15 protein-coding genes and 3 pseudogenes are annotated in these 16443 nt (G+C 54.9%); 7 read left to right on the forward strand and 11 right to left on the reverse strand.

The window, feature by feature from the left end; translation table 11 throughout:
* From RSF91_RS15450 to RSF91_RS15460, 3 genes are all read right to left on the reverse strand, one after another.
* Positions 1-162 carry a DUF2256 domain-containing protein gene (locus RSF91_RS15450; protein WP_332569251.1) on the reverse strand — a complete coding sequence of 54 codons (162 nt, stop codon included), beginning with the start codon at positions 160-162 and terminating at the stop codon, positions 1-3.
* Between the two features lie 18 nt (positions 163-180).
* Complete coding sequence (locus RSF91_RS15455) at positions 181-1245, reverse strand: NAD(P)/FAD-dependent oxidoreductase (protein WP_332569252.1); 1065 nt, start codon at positions 1243-1245, stop codon at positions 181-183.
* 73 nt (positions 1246-1318) lie between these two features.
* Positions 1319-1774, reverse strand: coding sequence for a lipocalin family protein (locus RSF91_RS15460; RefSeq protein WP_332569266.1), 456 nt, complete (start codon positions 1772-1774; stop codon positions 1319-1321).
* An 818-nt stretch (positions 1775-2592) separates the two neighbouring features.
* Between RSF91_RS15460 and istA the strand changes: the two are divergent.
* Positions 2593-3765 (forward strand): annotated as a pseudogene (gene istA / locus RSF91_RS15465) (IS21 family transposase); the annotation flags it as partial.
* Positions 3766-4214: 449 nt separating this feature from the next.
* Here the strand turns inward: istA and RSF91_RS15470 are convergent.
* Complete coding sequence (locus RSF91_RS15470; protein ID WP_332569253.1) at positions 4215-5114, reverse strand: MBL fold metallo-hydrolase; 900 nt, start codon at positions 5112-5114, stop codon at positions 4215-4217.
* Between the two features lie 157 nt (positions 5115-5271).
* Here RSF91_RS15470 and RSF91_RS15475 point away from each other — a divergent pair, with 157 nt between their 5' ends.
* Positions 5272-6246 (forward strand): GlxA family transcriptional regulator, encoded by a 975-nt coding sequence (locus RSF91_RS15475; protein ID WP_332569254.1) that lies wholly within the window; start codon positions 5272-5274, stop codon positions 6244-6246.
* Between the two features lie 239 nt (positions 6247-6485).
* Here RSF91_RS15475 and RSF91_RS15480 read toward each other — a convergent pair whose 3' ends face one another.
* From RSF91_RS15480 to RSF91_RS15490, 3 genes and pseudogenes are all read right to left on the reverse strand, one after another.
* The gene (locus RSF91_RS15480) at positions 6486-6815 is read right to left on the reverse strand and encodes a helix-turn-helix domain-containing protein (protein ID WP_332569255.1); all 330 of its coding nucleotides are present in this window, start codon (positions 6813-6815) and stop codon (positions 6486-6488) included.
* A gap of 198 nt (positions 6816-7013) precedes the next feature.
* Positions 7014-7201: pseudogene (locus RSF91_RS15485) on the reverse strand (transposase); the annotation flags it as partial.
* Positions 7202-7426: 225 nt separating this feature from the next.
* Positions 7427-8122, reverse strand: coding sequence for an RNA polymerase sigma factor (locus RSF91_RS15490; RefSeq protein ID WP_332569256.1), 696 nt, complete (start codon positions 8120-8122; stop codon positions 7427-7429).
* Positions 8123-8312: 190 nt separating this feature from the next.
* Here RSF91_RS15490 and RSF91_RS15495 point away from each other — a divergent pair, with 190 nt between their 5' ends.
* Together RSF91_RS15495 and RSF91_RS15500 are read left to right on the forward strand one after the other, a co-directional pair.
* Positions 8313-8882, forward strand: coding sequence for a ferritin-like domain-containing protein (locus RSF91_RS15495; RefSeq protein WP_332569257.1), 570 nt, complete (start codon positions 8313-8315; stop codon positions 8880-8882).
* Positions 8879-9277 carry a c-type cytochrome gene (locus RSF91_RS15500; RefSeq protein WP_332569258.1) on the forward strand — a complete coding sequence of 133 codons (399 nt, stop codon included), beginning with the start codon at positions 8879-8881 and terminating at the stop codon, positions 9275-9277. The genes RSF91_RS15495 and RSF91_RS15500 overlap by 4 nt, the downstream gene beginning before the upstream one ends.
* 193 nt (positions 9278-9470) lie before the next feature.
* Here RSF91_RS15500 and RSF91_RS15505 read toward each other — a convergent pair whose 3' ends face one another.
* Positions 9471-9668: a hypothetical protein gene (locus RSF91_RS15505; RefSeq protein WP_332569259.1), complete on the reverse strand. Its 198-nt coding sequence runs from the start codon at positions 9666-9668 to the stop codon at positions 9471-9473.
* 874 nt (positions 9669-10542) lie between these two features.
* Here RSF91_RS15505 and RSF91_RS15510 point away from each other — a divergent pair.
* Positions 10543-12111, forward strand: a complete 1569-nt coding sequence (locus RSF91_RS15510) for a phosphoethanolamine transferase (protein WP_332569260.1) — start codon at positions 10543-10545, stop codon at positions 12109-12111.
* A 147-nt stretch (positions 12112-12258) separates the two neighbouring features.
* On the opposite strand, the pseudogene RSF91_RS15515 reads toward RSF91_RS15510, so the two are convergent.
* Positions 12259-13419, reverse strand: a pseudogene (locus tag RSF91_RS15515) (IS30 family transposase).
* A gap of 649 nt (positions 13420-14068) precedes the next feature.
* On the opposite strand from RSF91_RS15515, the gene RSF91_RS15520 reads away from it, so the two are divergent.
* Positions 14069-14431, forward strand: coding sequence for a hypothetical protein (locus RSF91_RS15520; protein ID WP_442878869.1), 363 nt, complete (start codon positions 14069-14071; stop codon positions 14429-14431).
* 10 nt (positions 14432-14441) lie between these two features.
* On the opposite strand, the gene RSF91_RS15525 is transcribed toward RSF91_RS15520, so the two are convergent.
* Together RSF91_RS15525 and RSF91_RS15530 are read right to left on the reverse strand one after the other, a co-directional pair.
* On the reverse strand, positions 14442-15680 hold the full coding sequence (locus tag RSF91_RS15525) for a multidrug effflux MFS transporter (protein WP_332569261.1): 1239 nt from the start codon (positions 15678-15680) through the stop codon (positions 14442-14444).
* Positions 15610-16071, reverse strand: a complete 462-nt coding sequence (locus tag RSF91_RS15530) for a MarR family winged helix-turn-helix transcriptional regulator (protein WP_332569262.1) — start codon at positions 16069-16071, stop codon at positions 15610-15612. The genes RSF91_RS15525 and RSF91_RS15530 overlap by 71 nt, the downstream gene beginning before the upstream one ends.
* A 59-nt stretch (positions 16072-16130) precedes the next feature.
* Here RSF91_RS15530 and RSF91_RS15535 point away from each other — a divergent pair.
* On the forward strand, positions 16131-16443 hold a 313-nt coding region (locus RSF91_RS15535), incomplete at its 3' end, for a PaaI family thioesterase (protein WP_442878870.1).

The following is a 16443-nucleotide window of genomic DNA, read 5'->3' on the forward strand; positions in this document are numbered from 1 at the left end:
TCATGTCTGCTCCCCAGATGGAGGTAACTGCTTGCGCTGCCGTCGGCAGCGTTCGGAGCAGTATTTGACCTCGTCCCACACCTGAGCCCACTTTTTGCGCCAGGCAAATGGGCGCCCGCAGCAAAGGCATAACTTTTCAGGTAAATGCGGTTTGCGGTGCACGGTATACCTCTTTCGGTCTCAGCCCGCGTATGCGTGCAGCGCGGTGTGGACATGCCGGGCCAGGCTCCGTCCGCTCAGCCAGGCACCTTCCACGCTGCCGCTGTGCATCCAGTCTCCGCACATTCCCAAACCTGCTGCAGCGTCCCACCATGCGCCCGCGTTCAATGGGTTGGCGGTGTCGGCATAGCGCCAGCGATGAGCGGTAGTCAGAACACTGGCGGGATCGGGGCCTCCCAGTTGCGCAAATGCATGCAGCAGTGCGGCCGTGACAGTTGCGGCATCGTCTTCCAAATGTGCCTCGCTCCAACTGTGTGCGGCATGTAGCAGCCAGGTTTCGGTGCCGCCTCGGCTAGGTTTGCTGCTGTCGCGTGCGATCCAACGCAATGGGCTGTGCTCGACAAAGCAGCCGTCTACCGGCAATGACAACGGTTGATGGCAGCGCACCATGAGTGCCCAGCAGGGCAGCATCCTGGCATTGCGTGCAAGGGCAGAGGCTTGCGGTGCAACACCTGCCAGCAGCGGTTCGGCCTGGGGTGCCGGAACGGCAAGCACAACCGCTTCGTAGCGGTGTGGCTCGGTACCATGCTCCTGGCTTTGCAGCATCCAGCCAAACGCCGAACGCGGTTGCAAAGGCTGGACGGTGGCTTGCCACTGAAAACGCACAGATTGCGATATGGCATGCATGTCGCGCACCATATGTGCAGCCGGAGAGGTCATGCGTGGGGTGCCGACAAAGCGCTCCAAAAAGCTGTCTTGCAAGGCGAAGTCATGACCATCGTGTTTGCCGATGCGGCCCTGCCAAACCTGCGCAGCGCCTGCCTGCTGCCAATCGGAGACCTGTTTTCGAAACTCAGCATGATATGCCGTGAAATACTGGGCTCCGTGGTCACACTGCCAATCAATGTCTCCATCGCTGCTGCGGCGCGTGCTCATTCGGCCGGAGGGGCCCCGACTTTTGTCAAATACATGGACGCAGTGGCCCGCTTCGACTAAGGCCTGGGCGCAGGCCAGCCCAGATATGCCTGCGCCAATGATTGCGATGGTTTTGTTGTTGCTGTTCTCTGTAGGGTTGGGGGTGCTCATGGGAATTCAAAGTCTCTAAGTACAAGATCCATCCGCGTGGACGCAAAGTCGCAGGGAAATGATTTTTCTGAACTCAAGGCTGGTTCGATTGAGGGACCTTCGTGACACGACTCAGGTCTACGCCCAGGGTTTTGGCCTTCTGTAGCAACAGATTGAACTGTTGCTCGGGAATGGTCTTATTGCGTGACAGAAGCCAGAAGTAATCCATGCTGCTGCCAATCACCAAAGAGGTTTGATAGTCCTCATCAAGGCTCACCACGTTGTAGCCGCCATAGAAAGGGCCGAAGAAAGATACCTTCAGAGCCGCCACATCTGACGAACCTAGGAATCGAGCCTTGCCCTCGGCTTCGCGCCATTTCTGCTTGATTGAGTCGAATCCTCGGTTCAGCACCGCAACGCTTCCGTCATCGTTGAGGCTGTAGCTAGCTGAGACCTGGGTCAAGTCTTTTTCGAAGCTGTGATCGATGCGTGCCAACTCGTACCAAGTCCCCATGTACCGCTTGGCATCGAAACCGGTGACTGGCTTCACCCCATTGGGGACATCAACGGCGCAACCCGATAGAGCAACGTTGGCCCCCACAAGGACCGTCGCAAGCGCTGTCGCGCGTATGAATGAGCTTCTTGAGATATGCATATAGGTCCTTTTGCTTGTTCGTAATACACGGCGAGCGTTATGCCAAATTTCGGTGCTTAAGCAGGTATGGTGGATCGTTTTTGATTGAGGCCAAGTCGCAAAAATGCTCCGTCATGTGAGCCTAAAAGCAAGCCAATTCGTCTGTAGTCTTATTCGTCAAACGAATTGCAACCTAGCTCTTTGAACACCTCTGCGTGTGACACGCGACGGAACGCTTGGCGAATGCCCCACTGCGCACTTACCGCCTGAAGACCAGTTGCTGATTGAGCTCGCTGCCTGCTCACCACTCATAGGCTGTCCCGGTGAGAAAGTGATTTGCATTCGGCGTTCGGTGCCTAGTTCTGTGTGCTTGTAAACAGGGGGCACACCGCCTCACAAAAATAAAACGAGACATGAATGCTCCCTAGTGCGTTGGCTACGCACCGATGAAAACCCAAAAGTCCAAAAAATGAACTGATCAGTTTAAACTATAAACTGAACGAGGTATTTTTGTACTGTCCGGTTTTAAAATTCATATATGTCGCATGCAAGCCTTATGCGTACTAGGCCCAGTATCTGGTGAATCGACCAGAGTTTCCTAGATAGCCAAAAGCCTCCTATTTCCGTTCCAATAGGAGTCCATATGAGCAGTCAACGTTAGTGCCAATCCAAAATTGACCAGGGTGTTCCACTGGCCTGCTGAATCTTTCAGCAGGGGATACAAGGTGATCACCATGGACATGATTGGCAGGGTCAGGCGCATGAGACTGCGCGACCAGCTCCCCATTAGCGAAATCGCGAAGCGCACCGGCTTGGCGCGCAACACGGTCAAGAAGTGGCTGAAGGCCCCGAGCGAAGTTGTTCCTCGGAGCGAACGGGGCAACGTCGAGGGCAAGCTCACCGCCTTTGAACCAACCTTACACCAAGCGCTTACGACCGACAGCCATCGTCCAAGGCAGGGACGACGCAGTGGCCAGGCTTTGTTTGCACAGCTTCAGGCCCAGGGTTACCGCGGCGGCTACAGCGCCGTCACTGCGTACATCCGCCGCTGGCGGGTGGAGTCGGTCTCTAGCCCCACCAAAGGTTTATTCCTCTGAGCTTCGAACTCGGTGAAGCCTTCCAGTTCGACTGGAGCGACGAAGGCATGGTGGTCGGCGGGGTGTTCTACAACGTCCAGGTGGCGCACCTAAAGCTATGTGCCAGTCGGGCCTTCTGGCTGGTGGCCTATCCCAGCCAAGGGCACGAGATGCTGTTCGATGCGCACACGCGATCCTTCCAGGCGCTGGGGGGTGTCACCCGGCGTGGCATCTACGACAACATGAAGACCGCCGTAGACAAAGTCCAGCGCGGCAAGCAACGCATCGTCAACGCCCGCTTCGCAGCCATGTGCAGCCATGTGCAGCCACTACCTGTTCGACGCCGACTACTGTAACGTCGCCTCGGGCTGGGAGAAAGGCGTGGTTGAGAAGAACGTGCAGGATAGCCGCCGGCGCATCTGGATCGAAGCCTCCGCACGCCGGCTTCGGCTCGTTCATCGAACTCAACGCCTGGCTGGCGGAGCGCTGTCGCTCGGTGTGGGCCGACACCGCACATCCGATCCATCGGCAGTTCACCGTGGCCGAGATGTGGGAGTTGGAAAAAGGCCACCTCATGTCGATGCCGACCCCCTTCGATGGCTACGTGGAGAAGTTGGCACGAGTCAGCAGCACCTGCTTGGTAGCGCGGCCAGTCGCAACCGTTACTCCGTGCCTTGTGAGTGGGCAGGGCACATCGTCACCACCAACCTGACATTCGCCGAATGCTCGACGGTGTTCGGGGGCGCCAAGATGACCACTGCGCTGCTGGATCGGCTCACACACCACTGCCACATCATCGAAACTGGCAGCGAGTCTTACCGCTACCGGCACAGCAGCAACGAGGCCAAAGGCCGCATCAAGACACGAGAGCAAGCAAGGAAGATGGCAACTGCCCGAGAGGCCCAAGCCAGCAATACCTTGGAGTAAGGGGCCTCGCCTAAAGGCTCGGAAAAACTACAGATCGACTCAAGAAAAGGAGGAGCAACCGAGGCAAGCAGCCTATAGTTATTCACAGTTGGCCTTCTCGAAGGCAACTCTAGTCCCTGGTCAATATTCGATTGGCACTGGTGGTCAAGATTGGATCGGCTCTAACAAGTGCTGCATCCTTTTAAACCCAGATGACTCTTTCGCTAGAGTAGAGGGTGCGAGGTCTGCAAAGGGGGCGGTCAGCGACAGTCGCAGATCGGCCAATAGCGGACATAACGCAAGAACCACACTTGGTAGTCCTGCCCCCTACCGATGGAATGAGAGGGGGCAGGCTTTCAAGGAAGTGTATATCGTTAGAAGCGATAGGTTTCACCATCAGCAGGGATCAAGATGCGCTTGGAGTCCAATCCCTTTTCTGCAATGTAGTCTCGCAATTCCTTGCGCGTCTGCATGCCGTGGTTCACTGCTTCCATGTGACTACCAATGATCTTGGCATTTGGTGCCGCTTGAGATGCGCGATAAAGGTCTTCTTTGCCCATGATGATTGAGCCATCCAATCCCAGGATTCGGGCATAGCCAGTATTAAGAATAATCACATCTGGCTGGTATTGACGGATAGCAGCTTCCACATGGTTATTCCAGATCGTGTCGCCAGCGACGTAAACCGTTTTGTGCCCTTCACGCTGAAAAACAACGCCAATCACTTGACCGAGAACTTCACCAGCGACAGCGATGGCTTTGTCATCCCCATGCTGACCACCCGTTGGGATCAGGCGCGTGCCGTTAAACACAGTGTCTTTGGTTAATACGCGCACATCAGTGAATCCATCTTTGCGAATGATTTGTGCATCAGCTTCGTTTTGCGCAAAGATGGGCATGTTCTTCGGCAGGCTTTTTTGAGCGGCCTCATCCCAATGGTCAGGGTGGGTATGCGTGACGATGATCGCATCAGCCTGCATCACTTCTTCAACTGGAATTGGCAGCTCTACCAGTGGGTTGCGCAGGTGGCTCTTATAGGTTCCCTCAAACCCGGGGTAAGCCCCTTTCTTTGCCAGCATCGGGTCGATGAGGAAGGCGGTTCCTGCGTAGTTGACTTTGATGGTGGCATTGCGAACTTGCTGGATTTCAACCGTCTTGGCCGCAGCCTCTGGCTTACTCTCAGAAGCTGCTTTGGAGCTTGTTGCTCCGCATGCAACGAGAGTGGCAATACCACCCAAAACGGCAGCGCTTCGCAATATGTTCAAAACTTTCATGGTGTTTCCTTTACTCATGTAGATGGTTAAGTCCGCGCAATAAAGGTTCTGAATGCGCGTTGGTTCAATTGTCTAAATTGAAGGGGTTGAGCACCATTGGCCCAAATGACAACTAACGATAAAATTGGGCCAAGTTTGAAAACTATCAGGAGTAGACATGCAGCCAGTACGAGTCGCTGTTCTCGCTTTTGAGGGAGTCAGCCTGTTTCACCTTTCTGTGCCTGGCATCGTATTTGGCGTATCACCCGCACCCCAAGGACTACCGCCCTATGTGGTTAGCTATTGCGCACCGACACCCGGGCGTGTGCGCTGTGACCAAGGTATGGAAATTGAGGTGCCGGGCGGCTTGGAAGCCATGGAGAATGCAGACCTCATCATCGTTCCCGCCTGGAATCATCCTGAAAACGTGGCACCTTCCGTACTGACTGATGCATTGAAAAAAGCTCATGCACGCGGTGCGCAGGTGGTTGGTTTGTGTCTTGGCGCATTCGTCCTAGGAGATGCTGGTTTGCTCGACGGACGGCAAGTCACCACACATTGGGCATGCCGTGAGCTTTTTGGAAAACGCTTCCCCAAGGCCGACTTTCATCCCGATGTTCTTTACGTGGACGACAGCAACGTCATCACTTCTGCCGGAACCGTTGCTGCGATTGACTGTTGTCTAAATTTGGTGCGAAAGCGCCACGGTGCTGATGTAGCCAATCGTGTGGCCCGACTACTGGTCACGCCTCCGCATCGTCAAGGAGGCCAGGCGCAATACATCGAGCAGCCCGTACCCGAGCTTCCCAGTGAGAACCGCTTACAGGGAGTTCTCGAATGGGCACGAAGCCACCTTTCAGACCCATTGACTGTTGATGCCTTGGCTGATGTGGCGCGCATGAGTCGGAGAACTTTCACTCGCCGCTTTCGCGAGGCGACCGGAACTACCTTGGTCAAGTGGCTAGCTGCTGAACGAGTAGCAAGGGCGCAGCAGTTATTGGAAACCACCGATTTATCTATCGAAGCAGTTGCCACTGAGGTTGGGTTTGGATCTGCGCTGTCACTACGGCAGCACTTTTCCAACCAGCTCCAGACATCGCCTTCTGAGTACAGACGCTTGTTTTGCAAGGGAAACAACAGCACGCCCGAATAGTTACACCAGTCTTTTCGAAATTTCCGTATGCCTGCTTTGGGTCGTCAGCACCTGTTCGCAGCTTGCGAGAGCTGCCGTTCGGGCTGTCCGAGGTACTGTGAACCAGCAAATTTCCGGTTTGAGGCTCATAGCGGACATCTGACCGGATAGCGGGTCAACGTCTGGTCTTGGCGGCAGCGGTCGCAAGCTTGCCAAAGCTCAGCGGCTGCAACCAGCCTGAAGCTGTCTGGTCGATTCAGTCATGAATTACGTCTGTCACGCACTCGCTTAGGCTGCGCTGACTCCAGCAGAGCGAATTCATGATCATTGATACCAACGTTCTTCAGGTGATCAAGAACGTCGTTTATAAGACCCACAGCCCATAGAGCTTTAAGCACAAAGCCGAATTGGACGCTGACCGCTCCCGTTTCAATATTCAAGACGGTGCTTTTTGAGATGCCACATCGCTCTGACAAGTCCACTTGCGTCCAATTACGAGCAATTCTTGCTGTGCGTATCTTCGCTCCCAGCAGCCGTGCCACATCCTCCGCCTCAAAAGGGAGCATGGCAGTGTGTGACGATTTCTTCATGACAATTATTTTATCAAAGCGTGTTTAAACAAGTCTTAATTTATATAAAGGCTTTCTAAACAAACATTAGATAATTGAAATATGAAAAATGTATGTCCAAGTACAAACACGCAAATTAGATTCGTGCGCCAAGTTCACCTTCGAGTGTGCCCAATTTTTTGTGTGAACGGTTCGAACACAATGGATAGCGATGCAGCCTCAGAACTGAATAGTAGGGCGGTTCAGCGCAGCCTTCCATAGGCCACTTCTGGCTGATGTTGCGCAGGGCCAGGTAGAACAGCTTGGATAGCGATCTCATCGCTGGGGAACGAGCCTCGGATCTTGGACAGCTTCCTCAAGCATATGTTCACCAACTCGATGGCGCTGGCTGAGTAGATGAGGCACCTGAAAATCTTTGTCATTGGGGTAAGTTTGCTTGAGCCACCGAGTAATTTGCTCGCCAAGATTTGAGTCAGCTCAGCTCAGGGCTGTTGGCCAATTTGCATGTCTTTGGGCGAAGAGCCCGCTCCCAAGCTCTCTCATCAGCGTTTGCTGCTCGGTAGTCTGGCCGTCATTACTCAGTAGTTCACGGCTGCGGGTGAACTATCTACAAAACGCTGGTCGATTTGTGCTTAGCGCGGAGGTAGTCGCACCAGCACTGAGGAAACGATGCGATTGCACCGCTCACCGTCGAAGGTGAATGCATCACAGAGAGCCATGTCAAGGTCTTGTGATAGTCCTTCACGAAGCATGCTTCGAGCACGAAAGTACCGCGTACGTACCGTCGATTCCGGGATTTCCAAGGTCAGCGAAACTTCCTGCACGCTCATCTCTTCCACGCCACGCAACATGAAAACCCGGCGGAAGTCGTCGGGCAGCATATCAATGCGTGCTTCCATTATTTGACGCAGCTCCGCACGCATGGCCGTGTGGTCGGGGCTACGGTCCACATCATCCTGCTGCCAATGGGTTTCCATGGGTTCCTTCGATGTCATCACCGACTCCAGCGGCACGATTCTCAACTGACTGCGTCTCAGCTGTCCAAGTGCTTGATTGACAACGATGCGCACCAGCCAGGTGGATAACTTGGCATCCGCCCTGAAATTTTTCAGCGCCTGCCAAGCCTGCAAATAGGCCTGCTGCAAGGCATCCTCGGCATCCGTATCACTTTTTAAAATTGCCCGTGCCGTGCGAAACAGCAAGCGGTTGTGACGTCGCATGATGGCCTCGAAGGCCACCTCGTCACCATCTGCTGCTCGAAAAGCGAGCTCCAGATCCGATGCATCAGCAGCCACAGCGCTACGGCTCGAAGATTGGGTGTGCGGCATGTACGCCTCCTATGACCATTGGATGGTGTACCCGGGCTAAGCGTTCCCATGCTGACCGGATCGTCGGCCCTGCTGCCAGCAGGGGCGGAACGTGATGAAGCGCCGAACCATCCAATGGATGAGTGCTTACCTTGGGCTCCGAATTTTCGGACACCGAGCGTAGGTCTCATCACCCACGAAGGAGTGCGTCATGTCGTTCTTGCATATCACTCACCCACAAGAGGCACGACGCCTCTTTCTTGGCCGCTCTGGACTGATACTTTCTGGAGCTGCTGTTGCACTATTGGCCGGCCATGAGGCACTGGCTGCCAAGACCGGCGATGCGAAAGCGCAGGACACTCAAATTCTGAACACCGCCCTGGGCGCGGAGCTGGAGGCCATTGCCGCTTATCAGCTAGGTGCAGAAAGCAAACTGCTACAACAGCCGGTGCTGGATCTGGCCCTGACTTTCCAAGGCCATCACAAAGCACATGCCGATGTGCTGGCCAAGACCATTGAGAAACTGGGTGGCAAACCCGCAGTCCCAAAAAACGCTTACAACTTTCCGGTCAATCAGCTGAAATCACAGGAAGATGTGCTGCGCTTTGCGGCGCGACTGGAGCAAGGTGCCGTCAGCGCCTATCTAGGAGCTGTCCCTTTATTCGGCAATCGAGAGCTGTCCAAGGCTGCGGCCAGTATTTTGGGCGATGAGGCCATGCACTGGGCGGTATTGCGCCATGCCTTAGGTGAAGCGCCAGTCCCCGCAGCTTTCGTATCATGAGTACCGCACAGTGGTTGCTGCTTGGTGTGCTGTCGTTCGCCGAGACAGCGCATGCAGCCCCAGACAAGTTACCGGGCGAACAGGTTTATGCCCGCTGCGCGGCCTGCCATGCTCTGGCATTTGATAGGGTAGGGCCACATCATTGCGGTCTTTTGGGAAGGCGTGCGGGTTCTGTACCCGGCTTTGCGTACTCGTCCGCTATGAAGAATTCCGGTTTCATTTGGGACGAAAAAACACTGGACCGCTTTCTGGCTCAGCCGATGAAGACGCTTCCAGGCACCGCGATGACGTACGCCGGAATTTCGGACCCCAAGGAGCGCAGCGACTTGATTGCTTACCTGAAGCAAGCGAACGATTCACCCGAATGCCGCACACTTCAAGCGTCCCCGCACTGAGCGCATTGCAGCACTATGGGTCTGTCGCAATCGGCTTGAAGCAGTCCGCCAAGAAAATGCAGCGGCTGAGCATGAAGGTTCGTTCATTGGTGAGCCAGGCTTAGCTGTAGGCCAAACCCCAAGTCCCCGTTTCTGGCTCAGAATACAAATCGGTAACGTGGTTCCGACCGTGTTGTAACCAGCAAGAGTTTGGTTATCGTGGTTCCTGGCGCTCTATACGAGAATGCATCAGGCGGGCCACTTCATCGGCCTCTCCAATCATGAGTTTCAGGCCTAGGCCATCAAGGACCGTGATCAGCTTGTCCAAGCGTACGCCGCCAGAGCCATTTTCCAGTCGGGAAAGCAGGTCTACGGAAACGTTGTTCAGCTCTGCGGTGTTATCAATTCTCATGTGCTGCGCCTTGCGAGAGGCGCGGACGTGTTCACCCACATCCTTTGGGGTGTCGATCACAACAAGGGCAGGTGGTGGTGTGTATTCTTTGCGTCTAACCATAGTTTCGGACTTGCAGAAATTATTGACCTTCACCAGGAAAAGGTGAAAAAGTTTCTGCTCTGTAAGAAATTATCTGCGTCCAGCAAGTGCTGTGCAAAATATTTCTGATAGTCCGTAAATTTTTATCAGTCGCCACGATGGCGAGCACCGATATGGCTGGCTGTGCTGTTAGCCATAACGTAGCCTTCTGTGTCCCTTGAATCCGCAGCCTGAAGCCGCTCCTAGGCACCAACTTCGGCTTTGCAGCGGTTACTGCTGCTCATGGCCGCAGGGCGAACTACCGGTCACCGCCTCATAGAGGTCATTCAGAGCGCCAAGACAGTCGCCTCTCCAGTGGCTGCTTTCAGGTCAGCAGCAGTCCCTCGCTAACAGGCTGTCCTCGGAATGTTGGAAGTCCGCTATCTCGGCCCGCGAATAGGTGCTGTCGACTCTAAGCGGTCTTAGATTTTTCAATTAGCAAGCTTCCGGCAACGCTACATTGCGTTGAAAAAAAAGGTGCTAGGATCGCGCCGCTAGCGTCAACTTCAGCACAAAAGACACATAACTTCGCAGAAGTATTCACCAGCGCGCCTCACTGGCGCAGGTCGAATAGCGAATCCCTTCGAAGCAGCAAGAAGGTTCGGTAAGTGAGTTATTCGCTTCTCCAAGTCTTGAAGAAAATTTTGCTGCGTTCACGGAACTTCATGAGTTAAGTGTCTTGCTCCAAACATCCATCCCCATTGATTACAGTGCGTCTTACGGCATGCGCGTCTCTTGGTCTACGCTAAGCGGCTTGGCTGCCATTGCCCTATTCTTCATTGTTCTGGGTCATGACGGTCGGCGCGTCGCCCAGTTGCTGGTACTCATGCTGCCAGTACTAATCTGGCTGGCATGGCCGATGCGCAGCTCTGCCTGGCTCAAGGCACGACGTTGTCTCTCCTTTGCCTGGGTGATGCTTTTTGCATTGGACGGCACCATGCGTACCTATTTGATGGAGTTGTACCAGTCGTCACCAGAGGGCGCCATGGTGATCGGTGCGATGGCCAATACCAACTGGCGTGAAAGCTCCGAATATCTGTCAATGCACTGGCGCAGTGTCGTGCTTATATGCTGCGGCCTTGTCTTGCTTGCTTTGCTGGTGTGGCATCTCACGGGGCGAACTGTATGGGATGCCTTGCGCAAGGGCAGAAGACTGGTGGTGCTTTCATTGGTCGTGGCCTTTGTGTGTGCGCTGGCCTATTCCAGCAAGCCTTGGCGCAGGCTGCATCCCGCGATTTTCTGGACCCAATGGGTTCACTCCGCTCAAAAACTGAAAGCCAGTCTGGCCGACCAGCATGAGGAACGCGCAAGACTGCTTGACCATGCCATTCAAGCAAAGCCTATGTTGACGAATGCTGGTCCATCTACCGTAGTGCTGGTTCTCAGTGAAAGCATTAATCGAGACAACTTGTCGCTCTATGGCTATGACAGGCAGACAACGCCTCAGCTTCAGGAGTATCAAAGGACATCTGGGGCCCAGATGACCGTGCTGCGCAATGCATGGTCTGTGGATGCCAGTACTCTGCCCGCAGTGCGTAACTTGTTTGGCTTCGGTGCCCCAAGCTCGCCTGATTCCCATCATCTGATCGCGCTTGCTCGAGCATCGGGCTACAAGGTCTGGTGGATCAGTAACCACGACGATGTAGGAATCGAGCAGCAGCATGCCAAGCTGGCTGACATCGTGCAGATGGTAAATCGCTCTCCAGGGCGTTCCTCGGTCTCTTTGGACGGGGAAATGGTCGATGAGTTGAAGACAGCTCTTGATGCGCCTTCCGAGCGCAAGTTCATCGTGGTTCACATGCTTGGCGCCCATCCGCACTACAGCCTGCGATACCCCAAGGGCCAGAATCCGTTCGATGATGAAGCTGATGCGATTGATGCATCGCTGAAGAACAAAGGTACCTCCTTATGGGTACGAAGGCAACGGCAAGAATATGATGCAGCGCTGCTATATCACGATTATGTGGTGGCGGAAACACTGCGCCTTACCCAATCTGCAGCTTTGGTGAAAGGTAAGGTGGCATGGATGTATCTATCCGACCATGGCCAGGAAGTGGGCCATGTCCGCAACCATGCTGGGCACAGCAAGAGCACCGAGGCTGGCTACCGTATTCCCGCGATTATCTGGCGAGCCTCATCTTCTCCAGACTTGCCTGAAGACGTTGCAGAGAGACCCTTCCGCTCTGATTGGGCTGCATGGACTATTGCAGATCTGCTGGATATCTGCTGGAGCAGCCAATCCCTTGAGCGCAATGTCTTGAGCAAGGCCTACCAATGGGAGGAACCGCGCTTGCCAATGTCAGTGATTTCCTTCACAAGGTAAACCATTTTCATAAGACGAGCGACCGCTACCGGCCGCCGATAGCACCAGTCCGTGGACCTTGCTGAGCGCTGATCTTTCCGAGCTGACTCGCGTGGCGGGGTGTCTGCTTCCTGGTGCATACGTGTGCTCACACTATCGGCGGCGGATTCAACCGGTCGATGCAGCACATGAGCTGAACATCTCAGCGGGGGTATGGAAGCCGAGCGTCTTGCGTGGCCTTTCATTCAATTGTCTCGCTATCGCGTTGAGCTGATGCTGCGACAGCCCTGACAGATTCATGCCCTTTGGCATGTATTGCCTGAGCAGACCGTTCGTGTTTTCGTTGCTTCCACGCTGCCATGGGCTTTGTGGGTCGCAAAAGTAGACCTGGATATCTGTGGCCAAGGTGAATTGTTTATGGGCATGCATCTCGGTGCCCCTGTCCCAGGTCAGAGATTGGTAGAGGTCTTGTGGCAGTTTGCAGGCGTTCTTGATGAGCGCTTTGACGACTGTTTGCGAGTCTTTACCATCCAGTTTCACCAACATCACGTAGCGCGTTTGACGCTCGACCAACGTCGCGATCTGGCTGTTGCCGCTACCAAAGACCAAATCACCTTCCCAATGTCCAGGCACCGCCCGGTCTTCGACGCAGGCCGGGCGCTCACGGATCGAGATCGCATCGACGATCTGGCCGTGGATGGCTGTCTTTTGCGTGTAGTGCCGTGAACGTCGCATTCTGCGGGTGCGCCTGAGGTGTTCCAGCAGCTCTTTCTTCAAGGCGCCGCGCGTTTGAATGAATAGACTGCGGTAGATGGTCTCGTGTGACACGTGGTGGTTCTCGTCGCAGGGATAAGCCTGCTTGAGCCAGCCAGCAATCTGCTCTGGCGACCACAGCATCTGCAACTTGTTCGCCACGATTCGGGCCAATACACGGTTCTCAGCCAGCTTGCAGACCTTGGGTCGACACCCTCGCTGCCAGGCCGCGCTGTCAGCCTGAGTCGCTCTGTATCCTTCTTGATTGCCGTTGCGTTTAATCTCTCGACTGACCGTGGACGGCGCGCGTCCGAGCTTGCCGGCAATCGAACGGATTGATAGCCCTTTCGCGACAGAAATCGAAATCTCTTCTCGTTCGGCCAGCGTCAGAGCCAATCTGGAGCGATATCGTTGGGGCGGACGGATACCGCCTGTTCGAGCCAGGATGCCTCCTACCGAACCACACCCTCGATCAAACAGCTTAGCAATCTGATGGAGAGTCCAGCCCGCTTTCCAGCGCTCCTACATCAATGCCTTTTGACTGTCGGTGTAATAGATTCGTGTCCGGTACTTCATCTGCAGCACTCCTTCGGCCTGGGCCGGGTCATAGTGTGTTGCATCGACCGGTTGAATCCGCCGCCTGAAGCTGTCGTTCGGCACGTGACCGCGAACGGCGGGTCCAGGCATAAAGCCGTCATCGACTTATGGCTGATCGATGACGGCTGAGGCAGACACTAGACTTGTGCGAGGCGCTCTGCCTGAATTTCCGCTGTGAAAATTGTCACGCCGAGCCTATCACTTAGGTGCTAGTTGGCGACCTCCGAGGGAAAATGCAAAGGTTAGTGAGAATCGCTCACGAAGAAATCTCATCGATTTCGAGAACCTCGCATTCCGGTGCGGAATCTGCAATGCTTGAGCAAACGTCGTCCGCGTTAAGACCCCATCTCCTCTGTTCACTCATGAGGCCGACTCGATGGTTCAGCAACATTAAACGGATCAGTGCCAAACGGCCGAGGTACTTACGTGGCACCGCACAGAGCGTAGTGTGGGCGTCGGGGTCTGGCAGTACCAAGCAGCTATCGCCTGCTTCGATTACGTGCAATTGGCTACCTTTCGGGAAAAATCTTCCCTCAACCTGAATGTCGCTTAGGACTTGCATCATTGAGTGCATAGTTTTTATGCACTCCTATTGCATCCGCACTACGACTTTGCCTTTGGAGCGCCCTTGGGACATCGTGACAATCGGGCGGCAGGCTGCACCATGGCCGCTCTGGGCTTCGATGCAGCGCGCCAGACGCAAGAGGTCAAGAGGACATTTGCTGCAGGCATCGAAAGCTTGCTGCAGGCCCTTGAACAGGAATGCTCGACCTCGGAGCGAGCAGGAAATAACGAGGTGCGGGCCAAGTCCATCGACACCTTTGCGCATATCGTCGGGGCCTTGGTCATGTCTCGGGCCTTTCCCGATGATTCACCACTTGCCGACGAAATCTTGGCTGTGTGTCGGGACAAGATCCTTGGCACGCTGGCGGAGCAAGAGGGCGTACCGCCTCCCGCAGCGGCTCACGCTACTCAATCTGATGTGGCCTGAGCTTTAACGTTCAGCGCTTTACTGCGGCCCCAAACGTCACCAAAGCCATCAGCAAGCTGGTGGCGATGACAGCGCTGAATGCCAAATAGGGTGAAAGCGGCAGGGCTGAGGTAATTGCAATGGAGATAGCAGCACAGCCCATTTGCAGGAAGCCCAGCAAGGCAGAGGCTGCCCCAGCGTTTTGGCCAAAGGGTTGCAGGGTCACGGCAGTTCCCAAGGGATTGATCAGGCCCATTCCAATCAAAAACACTGTCAACGCCGCCGAAAAGTAGTACACCTGCTCCGGGACAGCCAGCAAGGTCGCACCAGCGGCAAAGGCAATGAAAATGCCTGCACGGGCAGCGCGCAGTGTGCCAAACCGGTGCGCAAGTCGAGGAGCGAGCAGGCCAGCGCCAAAGACAACAAAGACGGTGGACGCGAAAAAAAGTGCGAGTTGCAAGGGCGAAAAACCAAACCCTTCCATCAAGATGGCCGGTGCCATTGCAAAAAAAAGATACAGAGAGCCCAAGACCAAGCTGACAGATATTGCTGGTGCAATAAAACGACGGTCAGTCAGTAGTGCTTTGTAGGTCGCGGCGATAGCACTGAGCGCCAACGGGCGGCGTAAGTCGGAGCTATGGGTCTCGCCAAGCCGTGAAACATAGTGGACACCCAACAAGATGGCGAGCACCCCGACAACGCCAAAGGTTGCGCGCCAGCCTAAAAAGCTGTTGAAGATACCGCCCAGTAGTGGAGAGAAACCGGGTGCAGCTGCCATGGCGACCATCACCAGTGCAAGCGCTCGAGCGAGCGCATCGCCTTCAAACAGATCTCGAGCAATCGCACGAGATAGAACGGACGTAGCACAAACACCAAGGGCTTGAATCACTCGGCCGACGATGAGTTGGGGAAGATTTGTCGCAAAGGCACATACCGCGCTACCGACTACAAACACGCACAAACCCGATACCACTAGGGGTGTGCGTCCAAAGCGATCCGACAATGGTCCCACGAAAAGCTGACCCAACGCGAAAGCCACAAAGAAGGTGCTCAGAGTGGCGCTGAGGTCTTTGACAGATGTCCCAAGCTCGGAGCCTATGGAGGGGAAGGCTGGCAAGATGATGTTGGTGGCCAACGATCCCAGCGCTGCCAGACCAGCGAGCATCAGCAGCAATTCGCCGGACAGGGATTTCGTGGATTCAGTCGGTTTGTGCATCGTCGCCCCCTTCATCGCCCTCCAGGCATTCAATGCAGGAATCGAGTAGGACATGCAGCGCCGCCACACGCTCCGTCCCCAACTGCGCGTTTAAAGCAAGCTGCGCGGCCTTCCAAGCCTGTCGTGCTTGTGCCTGTTTGGACACGCCGGCTTCTGTTGCGGCGACTAGACGACTGCGTGCATCGGCTCCAGCACCAATCGTCAAAAAGCCCATTGTTGCCAACGGCTGAAGATTGCGCGTCAATGTTGAGGCGTCCAGTTGCATGCGCTTGGCCAGATCCACCGGCCGTATCGGCCCCAGTTTGACAACGTGGGAAAGCAGTGAGTACTGCGTGATCTTCAAGCCCACCTCCGCAAAGAAGTGATCGTAGTGCCGCGTCACGATACGACTGAGCTGGCGCAACTTCAGGTTGGTGCAACCCTGGGGCTTGATGCTGTTCTTCATTTCATATATTGTAATTACAACTGTTGTAATTACAAGTTTTTAAAATGAAGGAGGCTGAAATGACTGTGGATAAGGTTATTGAGAGATGGAGAGCGGATGAAGCTGCGGTGCGTGCTCATTTAAGAGCTGTGGATACAGGGCCGCACGGGAGTGTCGTCGGTCGTTCTGGCATGGAAATGTTTGAGGCCATCTTTACTGGGGAACTTCCGCCATCGCCTATTGGCGATACGCTCGACTTTGTTCCCATTCGCATGACACTAGGGGAGGCCGTTTTTCAGGGAAGTCCAAAGCGTCGCCACTACAACCCGCTTGGTACAGTGCATGGGGGCTGGTTTGCGACCTTGCTCGACTCTGCAGTGGGTTGCGCCATTC

This window comes from Comamonas sp. (assembly GCF_036643215.1).
Taxonomy (GTDB): domain Bacteria; phylum Pseudomonadota; class Gammaproteobacteria; order Burkholderiales; family Burkholderiaceae_C; genus Comamonas.